The organism is Clostridium sp. BNL1100, from assembly GCF_000244875.1.
Lineage (GTDB): Bacteria > Bacillota > Clostridia > Acetivibrionales > DSM-1351 > Ruminiclostridium.
In genome coordinates this window covers 152,866-165,652 of sequence record NC_016791.1, presented here as the reverse complement: position 1 = coordinate 165,652, position 12,787 = coordinate 152,866, and the positions used below count along the sequence as shown (strand labels likewise).

Genomic DNA, 12,787 nt, shown 5'->3' with positions numbered 1-12,787 from the left:
AAGCTGTATATTTCAATTTGCAAAAATAAAGATTTACTACCTAAAAATTTTAGTTCTTGTTATTTAACATAATCTTATAATCACTGGGCTTTATGGAGAACTTTTTGACAAACTGATCCAGGAAATTGCTGTATGAACTATATCCTACTCTTTCAGCTATTTCGTGAACTTTTAGATTGGTATTCTCTAGCAGGTTTTTGGCTTCTTCCATTCTGAGACCATGGAGATACTCATTGAAACTGCATCCAAACCACTTGTTTATTTGGTGTCCGAGATAATTGGGGTGTATATAAAGTTTCTTGGAAATCTCCCTGATTGTCAGGTTTCTTGTGTAGTTATTCTTTATATACTCCTCCACAAGTTTCATATCTGAATTTTTAGTATTATTTTTTAAGCTTTTAGCATATATAACGAATTTGGTACAGTACTCATATGCCATGTTCTCCATTTCATCTATTATCAAGCTTCTTGCCAGTATTCCAGTAATTGAATCAAGCAGCGGTATCTGATCTGTATTACCGCCTAAGCTGGATACTATAGCTATACTTTTATATATAATGTTAACCACATACATTTTTATTATTTCCGGGGCTGTAAATTCACGACGGAAATCCGAAAAAACTGCTTCAATTGCTTTTTTAATTCCCATTTCATTCAGACTGTCAAGGGCATTATACATATCCTCAATTTTGTAAATTCCCTCAAAGCTATAGTTTAGTGTAAAATCCTTTATGTTTTGATAGTAAATTGTACTGCCCGGGGGGCTGAAAAATCTATAGTCTACTGCCTTATGAGCCTGAGACATAGACTCGGAAAGTTCAGAAAGTGCAGTTACCGTGTTTCCTACTCCTAAGTAAAAGCCTTCCCCAAAAATTGTGGATACATTTGATTTTAATGTTTCTATTACCTTCTCAGTTTGCATTCCACATATGGTGCAGACTACAATGCCTTCCAGCACCGTATTTGTTAATATAGGATAGATATATATACCCTCAAGGCCTGTATTCATTATCTCTTTCAGTATGCCCAGGGTGTCTTCGCTGGTGTCATCATTTTTTAAGTTTACTGTTTCCCAAACCTGTGGCGTACCTAAACAAACATAAAACCAGTTCGCATTACTATTCAATATATCTTCCGGTATTCTGCTCTTAAGTTCGTCTTCATCCAAATTTCCTAGAAGGAATTTTCCAAGTAGACTCCCTATATCAGCACTTATGTTATTGATGGTCATTTTTCCGAGTTGATATTTTTCCTCTAGTTTGTCTACTATTTCTACAAGTACTTCCGAAAATTCATCCTTGAAGACAGGTTTTAAAACATAATAGCGGACTCCATACTGCATGGCTTTTTTTGCATATTCAAATTCATCATAACCGCTTACAATTATAAATATTATATCAGGATTTACATATTCCATAACATTTCTTATTAATTCCAGACCATCCATTCCGGGCATTTTTAAGTCCGTTACCACTAAATCAGGCTTAATATCTTTAATTCTATTTAATGCTTCATCTCCATTTCCACATTCCCCGCAGATAGTAAACCCTAGCTCTTCCCAATCTGCAACAATCTTTAATGCTTCCAGTGCCATAGGCTCATCATCTACAAGTAAAACCTTAAACATTAAAAAGCCTCCTCCATGAAAATTGCATAATAATCTCTATAAATATATACTAAATATTGTGTTCTAGGGTCTATAGTTTTTCAAAAGGTATTGTAAAATAAATTGTTGTCCCGGCATTGATACGGCTTTCAATCTTGAAAGATACATGTTCTCCATAATAAAGTCTTAGGCGCCTGTACACATTTCTGATGCCTATACTTGTACTGAGCTCCACTTCGCTTTTAATGTTTTCAAGTATCTCTGTCAAGGTGTACTGATCCATTCCCGAACCGTTATCCTTCACTCTTACCAGGAGACCTGATTCGCACATTTCAATATTTATATTTATAATTCCTACCTCTTTTATTGCCTGGATACCGTGCTTACAGGCATTCTCAACTAAAGGCTGAAGACTCATTTTGGGTATTTTGTAGTCAAGCAGGGTTTCATCTACATTTATTTCATAATGAAATTTGTCACAGAAACGGAATTTTTCAATTTTCAGATACATTTCTGTAAATGACAGTTCTTCTTCGATTGTTACCAGATCGTCCTTCCAGCTTAATAGACGTCTCAATGTCTTTGACAGGTATTTTATAACATCTACGATTTCGGTATAATTATTTTTTACGCTAACTACCAATATGGCATTTAGAGTATTAAATAGAAAATGGGGATTCATCTGGCTCTGAAGAAAGTTTATTTCTGCCCTGACCCGTTCCAGTTCCAGACTCTTTTTTTGTAGTTCCAACTTATAGACATCGTTTATAAGTGTATTTATTCTTGCTGCCATTAGGTTGAAGTTTCTGATAACTCCACCGATTTCATCTTCCCCTTCGTTTATTTCAATCAGATCAAACTTTCCGTCTCTGAATTTAAGCATGTGCTTAGAAAGTTTTTTCAATCTGTAGTTATATGACCGTACAATAATGAACATGAGAAGTGATGAAATGAGAATACTTATAAAAGCAAAAATCAATACGAAACTGAGGGTATCCCCTACAGAGTTGGATATACGCTCTCTGTTGGTGACCCCTATAAGCTTCCAGCCTTTAAAATATGATGAATTCCCAAGATACGCTTCAAGAATCATGTTTTCATGACCAAGTGACCTACCGTTAAGCTTTTCAAGCCTGTCAATATTACTCTTTCCGTATCCACCTGTAGTTGAACACACTATGGTATTTTGAGGATCAACCAAGTATAAACTCAGATAATCCCTTTCACGGTTGAAAATTGTAAATACCTTGTCCAGACTTATATCAACTTTTAGTATTTTTTCACGGCTGCCTAAAGAAGGGTTGTTTTTAGAGCTTCTCAGTATACTTAAATACTGTATTTGCCTTACAGGAGCACTGTTTGTACTTCCCAGGTATGTTCTGATAAGAACCTGTTCATTTGATTCGGACAGGTCCCTATACCACGGAGTATTTTTAACGCTATGGTCTATATGGTAATATGTTCCGCCGGCTCTGATGCTGGGGTTATCTACATATAAGCCTATGTTTGTAATATAGTTATATGCTACAGTGTAAATTGACAGTCTGTTTCTTAGGGTACTGTTATAAATATCATAATACTCCCCCGCATCGTATCCGGTGTCCATTAAATCATATATGATTGCATCGGTAGATATGGAATGGCTAACGGCAATACCTCCCTCTATCAAGGTATTGATATCGTTTTTTGCCCTTTCCATTGATATTCGATAGTTATTTTCTTCTCTCTGAGTTACTACCGTATAAAACTTATCGAGAAATGCCGCATTAATTATTATTATTGGTGTTAATATACAAACTACGTATATTATAAGAAATTTGATATTTAACGGAATATCGTTAACTCTGCTTAAAATTCTCGGTTTAGGTTTCATAGTAGATTCATCTCCGAATTAAGTAGTTTTCCCAGTTTTAAATGCTGATGGAGGCAGATTGGTAATGGCTTTAAATTTACTTAAAAAATATTTAGGATCATTGTACCCCACAGCATTTGAAATCTCGCTCACCTTCATATCCGTTCTCTGAAGAAGTTTTTTGGCTTCTTCTATACGTACAGTATTCAGGTAATCATTGAACTGCATACCGGAGAACTTTTTAAATAGCTGCCCCAGATACACAGAGTTCATGTAAAAATGCCGTGCTACCTCTTTAAGTTTAATATCCTTGCAATAATTCTGTTTAATATAGTTTTTTACCTCACATACAATGTACTGAGGGTTTCCCTGTTTAAATCCGTTTATATGCGAAGCCGCACTCAAGCACTGCTTCAGGAATTCACCCCGAAGCTCCAACATATTCATGTGTTCTGCCGTTTTCTGAAACTCCAATGCAAGAGTTAAAAACTCCTTCAAGTCCCCGCTTATTTCCATTATAACCTTTACCAGCTCCATCTGGAAGCTCATAAGATATGAAATGATTATCTGAGGTGCACTGTAGTTTTCTGAAAAATTCTCGAAAAGTCTGCATACGATCGGTTCGATCTCCTCAGCACGGTTTGATCTTATTAGCTCTAACAATGTATTATAATCTTCGGTGCACATTTCAAAATTAATATTTAACCCCTTAACATTTTCATAATTTATGAAGCTTTTATCAGGCGAATAAAATTTAAAGCCAATAGCAAAAAGAGCCTGTCTATATGCCTTGCTTATCAATGATAGGCCCTTTTCGGAATCACTTATCGAGGCGTAAACCACGTCTCCAAAAATTTGATTTAATTGTAGAAGCAAGCTTTGGGCCAACTCATCAAGGGAATTGAAGAACGGCATTTTTTCACTGGCGATTATGCCTATTCTTCCTTTTCCATCTTCAAAAATATGCAACTGAAAAGCCGGACCAAGAGCATCTTCTATGACCCTTCCGGCTTGTATTCTATTCATATTCAGTCCGATTTTTTCTTCTCCCTGAGCCCAGCTGTCAGCTGAATCAATCTCAAAAAGAATACACCGAACCTCCTCATCCTCTGCAATATTCAGAAGCATACCTACTCTGCCTATGAGCGACGGTTTATTGTCTCCGTTTATCAATCTCATAATGCTCTGATTTGCAATGAATGAAAGCTGTTTATTTATATTCTCGGTTTTTTTCCGTTCCTGTCTGATCTGTTCTGCCAGTTTTGTAACAACACTATCCAGTTCGACATCATCCAAGGGTTTGAGCAAGTAGTTGCTTGCATTGTACAGCATAGCCCGTTTTGCATATGAAAAATCATCATAGCCGCTGAGTATAACAAACTTTGCAGTGGATTTGAGTTTTTGAGTGGACAGTCTTATTAATTCCAGACCATCTATACCGGGCATGCTTATGTCAGTAATTATAAGATCGGGGTTGCATACTCTCACAATTTCCAGTGCATCCTCACCATTTGATGCTTCACCGCAAATTCTAAAGCCATGTGCTTCCCAATCCAGCATAACTTTCAGCCCTTCAAGAACATATGGTTCATCATCTACAAGAAGTACTTTCAACATTTAATGCAACCTTCCTTATATAATTATTTATGCAATTTAAATGGCAAATTCACTATCCTCTCAAATATTTTAGCAAAATGTAAGGCTTTGTCCTGCTTTCAATTCAACTGCACTCTCGCCGTCTCTTGAAAGCCATACCGAAACAGCACTCGGATTATATACTATTGTTTGGTCAACACTGAATACCAATCCCTTTAGAGCACATATATAATCTTTTATTTCTATATTGGTAGCATACCATACTACCGGGTCATCAGCAGCCTCCTTACAGAAATCCTCAATAACCTCCCAGTTATTTTCCCTGTAGAACTCAAAGCTGTGCCCCCATATATAGAACAACGGCAGTTTTAGCCAAGGTGATGGATTTTTAAAGTCCAAAAGCTTATCCTTTATATCACTATTATGATGACATGTAGGGTGCCATTCTAAAAAATTTGATGGCATGAAAAAACCGCCGGTTGAATTAACCGTACGTGAGTATTCAATACCTAATACGTCCAGGGCATTCACTACATTGGAATCATATTCTCCAAATGGATATGACATCCCTCTTACAGGGTAACCTACTTCTTTTTCCAGCCACCGTTTGTCTTCTCTTACCTCTTCCACAAGCTGTTCTTTGGGTAACTTTGTAAGATAAGGATGAGTTACACTGTGACAGGATACTTCGTGCCCCTTATACAGGCTTCCAATCTCTTCTTTTGTAATAAATCCATCGGTTCCTAAGGTTCCTGAATTTATATGAAAAGTCCCTTTCATATTGTACTTGTTGAATATTTCTACAAGCCGTCGGTCGTGTATCTGACCATCATCGTAGCTAAATGTTAACGCCTTTTTTTTGCCTTGAGGATAATAAAATTCATATCTCATGTCATTAATCGTCCTTTTCTTTCATTTTACAACACAATAAGCAAAAAGCCAATTGGTTTTATTCGACAAAATGTTTTATACAATTAACCCTTTACGGCTCCCGCTACCAGACTCTTTTGAACTTGTTTATTTAAAAGCAGATATATAAGCAATGTCGGAATAGTAGCAACTACCAATGCCGCTCCTATAGGCCCCCAGGATGTCTGGTACTGTCCCGACATGGACTGTATTCCGACAGTCAGGGTTTTTGCAGAATCCTTATTTATAAATACTACTGCAAACATCAATTCATTCCAAGCCTGCAAAAAAGTAAATATAGACACCGTTGCAATGGCAGGACGCAGCAGCGGAAGAATAATACTTATAAATGTTCTGTATATGCTACAGCCGTCAATACATGCGGCCTCCTCCAACTCTCTTGGTATAGAGTCAAGGAATCCTGATATAATCATGATTGCCATAGGTATTGCAAATGCAGTATATGGAATTATCAGTGACCATAGGGTGTTAATTATGTGGAAAGTTTTCATCATATAGAATACAGGAAGCAAAGCAGCATGTATCGGTATCATCAGTCCTAGAAGCATAAGTGACATGGACACCTTCTGAAACTTCCATTTCATTCTTATCATAGCATACGTATACATTGTTGCAACTACTATAGTTAAAAGTATAGTTACTGCTGTTACAAATGTACTGTTAAACAGGTATGTCCCTACCTTGCCACCCGAAAACGCCTTCGAATAGTTTTTCCAGATGAAATGCTTAGGAATACCAGCAACATTCCCTCCAAATATTTCAGAATTGTCTTTCAAGGAAAAGCAAATCAGCCAATATATAGGGAAAAGAGAAGTTATTGTCCATACCCCAAGAATTACGTATATTATTCCTTTTTTTATGTAATTCAGGGGAGTAGTTTTTTCAGTTGATATTTTCATTTCTATTCCTCCAATCAGTCAATTGAGACTTTTTTAAATAGTCTGTTAATTAATGCTGTAAACAGGAAACATTCAAGAATAATAAATACTGCCATCGCACTTCCATATCCGTATTTGTAGCTCATAAATATCGTTTTTACCATCAGAGTACTTGGAACTTCAGTAGCGCCGGCAGGCCCTCCGTTTGTTAAGACGTATATAAGATCGAATATCTTCAAGGAACCTATTACCGAGAAAGTGACACTGACCTTTAACATAGGTGTTATTAACGGAATTGTTATTCTGAAAGCTGTAGATATTCCTGATGAGCCGTCTATTAAAGCTGCTTCAAATATATCCGGTGATATTGACTTGATTGCTGCATACATCAGTAGCATGTGGTACCCGACGTACTGCCATAATATCGGGACGAAAGTAGCTCCAAGTGCGGTTTTCGAGTCACCCAGCCAATTTTGTGCCAAGTTGTCCAGCCCAATGTTCCTCAATACTACATTCAAAAGACCGTAATCGGGATTGTAAATCTTCATCCATAGTTGTCCTATTACTACAGTAGATATTATAACGGGAACAAAATATGCTCCCCTGAAAAAGCCTTCGCCTTTTATGCCTTTTGCAAGGATTAATGCAAAGATAAGTGATACGGGAAGTTGTATAAATACCGATACCAGAAGGAATACAAATGAGTTTCGCACCGTTAGGGGAAATCCGTCGACATTGTTTATAAATAGTTTCTTAAAGTTATCAAACCCTATAAATACAGCCTTTCCAATTCCATCCCAATCCAAGGTACTATAATATGCAGACATAATTACAGGAGCCGCAATTATAGCGATAAAAAACAGGAACGCCGGAAACATGAATATTAGAATTGCTTTTTTATCTGAGAATACTTTATCCATAATATAATCTCCATTTCTTATAAAAAGGAGCTGGAATACAAATCCCAACTCCTTCTTATTGTCATCATTTTTATATGAATAACTCTTTTACTATTTGTTCATTGTTTGAAGGTCTTTACAGAATTGTTCAGGAGTTATCTTTTTAGCAAACAATTCAGAAGACTTATTCATATACAATTGGGAATTGTCACCTTCTAAGAAAGTGTTCCACCAAAGGGTATATGTCTTTGCGTCCTTTGTGAGATTAACCAATTTAAGAGTTAAAGGGTCAATTTTTGATTCATCAACCGATACATTCCAAGTTGGTAGTCCTGCACCTGAAAGATATATTTCCTTCGAGAAATTCTCAGCTATGTATTTTAATGTCTTAACAGACTCATCCTTGTGTTCAGTATTCGCATTTACAACAAATATTTCTGAAACTCCGCCTGTAAAGTCATTTACATCACTCTTTTCTCTCAATGAAGGGAACTTGATGATATCAATTTTGTCTTTAATCTTGCTGTCACTTTTCATAATATTTCCGATTGTCCAGCTTCCGTTAAAGTACATTGGTATTTTCCCTTCATAGAAAGGAACCTCTGATTCGTCTCTTGTTACACCCATTGCACCGTCCGTAAATGCTTTCATGTCAACAAGTTCCTGAAGCTTTTTAGCACCTTCAATAAGTCCGGGGTCTTCAAATGAACCCTGTTTGCTTAGTGCCTTGTAGCAGGTGTCGTATCCGGCTTGTCTTGTTTCCAATATATCAAGGTACATATCAAGAGTCCATGTATCCTTTGCACCTACTGCCATTGGAGTAATTCCTTTTGCACGGAATGCTTTAACCGCTGCAACAAGGTCGTCCCATGTTTCAGGAACTTTTACACTGTTCTGTTGGAATAATTCTTTGTTGATAAAGAATGTGCCTATTGACATTGAGTGAGGCAAGCCGTAAATCTTATCGTTAAAGGTCATATTATCTAATGTTCCGGGTAAAATTTTACCCTTTGTATCGTTGTCGATATACTCGTTCAATGGTAGAATCTTTCCCGCATCAACAAAGGACTTCATGTATCCGCCGCCCCAGTAGAAGAATATGTCAGGTGCTTCATTTGCTGCAACCGCTGCTCTGATTTTTGTTTTGTAGGTTTCGTTTTCAGTAGCATCTACTTGTAATTTGATATCAGGATTTGCATTTTGGAAATCTGTCAGTACCTTCTCAAAAGGAGCCTTACTGGATTCTGAATCCGCTGCCCAAATATGCCACAATGACAGTGACACAGGTTCTTTACTTGCTGCTGTACTACTGCCCGCACTTTGACTTGCACCTGAACTATTGTCCGTTGAAGTAGAGTTTCCACATGCTGCTGAGGTTGCTAATATTGCTATTGCCATTAATGCAGCACATATTCTTTTTGTAAACTTATGCATTTAATGATTCCTCCCTTTCTCTTTCAGACCCGTAGATCTTTTATAGGTAAATTATAGTTTTTATGCAGTAAGGAGTGAACATAAGATTTTTACGATTACAAGTAAATTTTTTACCTTTGCTTTTTATAGTCGTTTATAGAAAATCCCGTATACTTTTTAAAGCATTTTCCGAAATAGTTAGGATCCGGTATTCCCACCTTTTCAGCCACCTCATATGCCATTGCATCGCAGCTGTTAAATAGTTCTATGGCTTTCTGTATTCTGAGACGTGTTAAATATTCTACAAAAGTATAGCCAGTGTGCTGCTTGAATGTCCTGCTCAAATAACTTGGGTTAATAAAAAAATGCGATGCAAGTGCCGTTAATGTAAGTTCAGAATTCGATATATTGTCTTTGAGATAGGATATTATATTATCCATGATACTTTTTTTCTTTTTTTCACGTAGGAGGTTTATAGCTTTTGTGAGTTTTTCCGTAACATCTATTATGTAAGCTTCTATTTCTGATACATTATTAAATTCAAGCACATCCGAGTACAAAGATGATACCGAGCCAAAAATCTCATTCAGATTAAGGTCCATTTCGCTTATGGAATCAAGTACCGCTGTTATCATGCTGATCCCCATAACCCTTAGTTCGTTGCTGCTTGATAAACTGATATCTCTTATTCTGAAAAATCTTTCACGCAGCAGTTCCTTAGCCTTGTCTGCAATTCCGGCTCTTATATAAAAGGTAACCTCTTCCATGCCGATATCAACTATGTTTATAGAAGACGGCTTTTGTCTGTCTATGCATATATCCCTGTATTGAATTACAATGTTACTTCCATAGATCGCCTTGTAGTTCAGTGCTTCAAGAGCCTCTTTATACCCCTGATGCAGTTTATCCAGCTGGGTATAAATATTACTAAGTCCAATACTTATATCACATTTTAATTTATTTATTATCATTGTCTTGATTTGTTCACAGCATTCCGGTAAATTTACCTGCTTATCTGAATTTATTATTACAGTATTTCCTCTATTATTATCAAATACTATAATATTTTTATCAGCTTTGAAGTATTGCTTTATTATGTCAATATATAAAATCTGGTGAACAATAGTATTTTCCTGGTCCTTTATACTTGGTACTTCTCCTACGGAAACTACTGCTATTTGAAAATACTTCTTCAGTATAGATAGATTATAGTACTCAAGTTTTTCATTTATATCTTGAGGCAAATTGTTTGACATAACCAGGTCATTGAGAAGTTTTTCGATTAATATAGGAAGGCTTTCCTTGAGTTTCTCCCTAACCTTATTATATTCTTCCCTATCTATTCGTTCATTCAATATTTTTTTTCGGATATTCTCAATAGATTCCTTTATTTCACTTCTTTTTATTGGTTTTAGCAGAAAATCGGAAATACCCATCTTTATTCCCTGCTTTGCATACTCAAACTCTTCATATGCAGTCAGCACAATAACCTTTATTGTGGGGTAGTTTTCTGCCACCAGCCGTGCAAATTCCAAGCCATCCATGAAAGGCATCTTTATATCTGTTACAATCAGATCCGGCAGCAATTCGTCCACAAGATTTAAGCCCTCCTGACCACTGGAGGCTTCACCTGCTATTTCAAATCCCATTGCCTCCCAATCCAATACCAGACGGAGAAGGTTCCTTGTATTCTCTTCATCATCAACTAACATAACTTTTAATTTATCTTGTCTCATTACTTACCTCCTGATGTATAGGTACTCTCAAGGTAATTTTTGTACCCTTTTTATAAGTACTTTCAATGCTATATAAATTTTCTCGGTCATAGTATATTTTAATTCTTTGTATTGTCCCTCTTAAACCAAAACTGTTTAAATTACCGTCAAGTCGGTGGTCTTCCAGAAGCTTCAGGTCTTCTTTGTTCATGCCAAGGCCATTGTCCTCTACAATAAACACAACATGTTCATTTTCAATTTTGGAGGAAATATATATGTCCCCATATTCGCCCTTGGGCTTTATACCGTGGTAAATTGAGTTTTCGACAAGGGGCTGCAGAACAAGCTTTACAGTTTTATATTTAAAAGTGTCTTCATCTAAATCATAGTGTACAGTAAAAATGTCGCCATACCGGAGAAGCTGTAGATATACATAATCTTTTACGATTTCAATTTCATCTGCAACAGAAATTATCTCACTTCCCTTGCTTAGGCTTTTTCTATAGTAACCCCCCATGGCCTCTATTGCCTCATATACTTCTTCATTTTTGCCTGCCAGTGCCAAATATCCCATTGCATCCAGTGTATTATACAAAAAGTGGGGTTTTATCTGCTCTTGCAAAATATTAAGCTCTGCTTTACGCTTTGTCCTTTGCTCATTTACTATTTTTTTTATAAGATTCTGTATCTCAACCACCATCAGGTTGTAGCCGTTTTTCAGCTGACCTATTTCATCATTGACAGTTTCCATTTGTACAACGTTAAATTCACCTTGTTCAACTGCTTTCATAGATTTTAAAAGCTTATGTATAGGTGATGTTATGAGCCTTGAAACAAATACTATTCCTATGCAGAGAAATATACCGTTAAGTATTATAATAAGTAAACTTACCATCTTATATAAAGAACCTTCTGCTTCTAATTGTTCCAGCGGTATACCTATTATCATTTTCCAACTGTACTTGTCCAAAAACATTGTTGAATACAAATAAGGCTTATTGTTGTGATCAAGAACTGAGGATTTATAAGCCTTGTTTGCCTGTTCAGCAAGTATGTTCTGATATTCTTCCTGCCCAAGGTCATCGTTTGTAGAAATTATCTGATTGTTTTCATCAAGTATAATTATGCGTGTCCCGTATTTCTGGACTATTTCACTATAGCAATTTTTAAATCCATCTTCAGATATATTTACCATCAATAATCCGATGGGATTTTGAGTAGTAGTGTTGTTTATTATACGAAGCAGCGACATGGTCTTTTCACCTGTAGTTATATTAAATACCCGGTCAGCATTGAGTCTTACAATGTAATATCCCTGCTGTTTAACTACATCATCATACCACCATGCATTCTTTATATTACCTATATTTAGTTTTTTAAGATATTTTTTATCTGAACCGTAACGATTATCGTAATTATCAAATATGTAAACAGATTTTATGTGGGGAGTTGAATCCATAAGTGTTACAAGATAGCTGGAAATTTTCCTCTGTGCTTCCGGTGTATTTGTCATATTCACGTCTGTCAGCAAGTCCTGTATGTCAAGGTTTGCCATTATGGTACGAGAATTAAAGCTAACGTTGTCAAGCATACTGTATATGTTTGATTTTAGTGAATACAACGTTTGCATGGATAAATCCCTGTTCTTTTGGAGCGCCAGATGGTAATTAAGCCTGTAGTATACAACTGACGTTAACATTACTGATAGGATAAGGAATGCCAGATACAATATAGTCATCTTTGCAGATATATTTAAATTGGAATAAATAAGCTTGCATAGACTTTTTAGCTTTTTCATTCTTATGCAAGTGCCCCCTTTGTATATTGAATATCCAACATCTGCATTATAGCATATTTTATCTTAATTTGTCGTAATATAGAATACACAAAACCCACTT

9 protein-coding genes are annotated in these 12,787 nt (G+C 36.1%); all 9 read right to left on the bottom strand.

The annotated features are described in order from the left end of the window. Positions 1 to 49: 49 nt before the first annotated feature. Positions 50 to 1,627: a response regulator gene (locus CLO1100_RS00745; RefSeq protein WP_014311852.1), complete on the bottom strand. Its 1,578-nt coding sequence runs from the start codon at positions 1,625 to 1,627 to the stop codon at positions 50 to 52. 70 nt (positions 1,628 to 1,697) lie between these two features. Continuing rightward, a complete protein-coding gene (locus CLO1100_RS00740; protein ID WP_014311851.1) occupies positions 1,698 to 3,479 on the bottom strand; it encodes a histidine kinase in 1,782 nt (593 codons plus the stop codon). Positions 3,480 to 3,497: 18 nt separating this feature from the next. Beyond that, a complete protein-coding gene (locus tag CLO1100_RS00735) occupies positions 3,498 to 5,075 on the bottom strand; it encodes a response regulator (protein ID WP_014311850.1) in 1,578 nt (525 codons plus the stop codon). 69 nt (positions 5,076 to 5,144) lie between these two features. Continuing rightward, positions 5,145 to 5,945 (bottom strand): polysaccharide deacetylase family protein, encoded by an 801-nt coding sequence (locus CLO1100_RS00730; protein WP_014311849.1) that lies wholly within the window; start codon positions 5,943 to 5,945, stop codon positions 5,145 to 5,147. Positions 5,946 to 6,028: 83 nt separating this feature from the next. Then, on the bottom strand, positions 6,029 to 6,883 hold the full coding sequence (locus tag CLO1100_RS00725) for a carbohydrate ABC transporter permease (protein ID WP_014311848.1): 855 nt from the start codon (positions 6,881 to 6,883) through the stop codon (positions 6,029 to 6,031). Positions 6,884 to 6,897: 14 nt separating this feature from the next. Beyond that, complete coding sequence (locus tag CLO1100_RS00720; RefSeq protein ID WP_014311847.1) at positions 6,898 to 7,782, bottom strand: sugar ABC transporter permease; 885 nt, start codon at positions 7,780 to 7,782, stop codon at positions 6,898 to 6,900. Between the two features lie 90 nt (positions 7,783 to 7,872). Next, positions 7,873 to 9,195: an extracellular solute-binding protein gene (locus tag CLO1100_RS00715; RefSeq protein WP_014311846.1), complete on the bottom strand. Its 1,323-nt coding sequence runs from the start codon at positions 9,193 to 9,195 to the stop codon at positions 7,873 to 7,875. Between the two features lie 110 nt (positions 9,196 to 9,305). Beyond that, a complete protein-coding gene (locus CLO1100_RS00710) occupies positions 9,306 to 10,910 on the bottom strand; it encodes a response regulator (RefSeq protein ID WP_014311845.1) in 1,605 nt (534 codons plus the stop codon). Next, positions 10,897 to 12,687: a histidine kinase gene (locus tag CLO1100_RS00705; RefSeq protein WP_014311844.1), complete on the bottom strand. Its 1,791-nt coding sequence runs from the start codon at positions 12,685 to 12,687 to the stop codon at positions 10,897 to 10,899. The genes CLO1100_RS00710 and CLO1100_RS00705 overlap by 14 nt, the downstream gene beginning before the upstream one ends. Between the last annotated feature and the right edge of the window lie 100 nt (positions 12,688 to 12,787).

What these genes read in the sequence shown, in the direction of transcription:
- CLO1100_RS00745 (WP_014311852.1), bottom strand. Translation starts at nt 1,627, where the DNA reads ATGTTTAAGGTTTTACTTGTAGATGATGAGCCTATGGCACTGGAAGCA.
- CLO1100_RS00740 (WP_014311851.1), bottom strand. Translation starts at nt 3,479, where the DNA reads ATGAAACCTAAACCGAGAATTTTAAGCAGAGTTAACGATATTCCGTTA.
- CLO1100_RS00735 (WP_014311850.1), bottom strand. Translation starts at nt 5,075, where the DNA reads ATGTTGAAAGTACTTCTTGTAGATGATGAACCATATGTTCTTGAAGGG.
- CLO1100_RS00730 (WP_014311849.1), bottom strand. Translation starts at nt 5,945, where the DNA reads ATGAGATATGAATTTTATTATCCTCAAGGCAAAAAAAAGGCGTTAACA.
- CLO1100_RS00725 (WP_014311848.1), bottom strand. Translation starts at nt 6,883, where the DNA reads ATGAAAATATCAACTGAAAAAACTACTCCCCTGAATTACATAAAAAAA.
- CLO1100_RS00720 (WP_014311847.1), bottom strand. Translation starts at nt 7,782, where the DNA reads ATGGATAAAGTATTCTCAGATAAAAAAGCAATTCTAATATTCATGTTT.
- CLO1100_RS00715 (WP_014311846.1), bottom strand. Translation starts at nt 9,195, where the DNA reads ATGCATAAGTTTACAAAAAGAATATGTGCTGCATTAATGGCAATAGCA.
- CLO1100_RS00710 (WP_014311845.1), bottom strand. Translation starts at nt 10,910, where the DNA reads ATGAGACAAGATAAATTAAAAGTTATGTTAGTTGATGATGAAGAGAAT.
- CLO1100_RS00705 (WP_014311844.1), bottom strand. Translation starts at nt 12,687, where the DNA reads ATGAAAAAGCTAAAAAGTCTATGCAAGCTTATTTATTCCAATTTAAAT.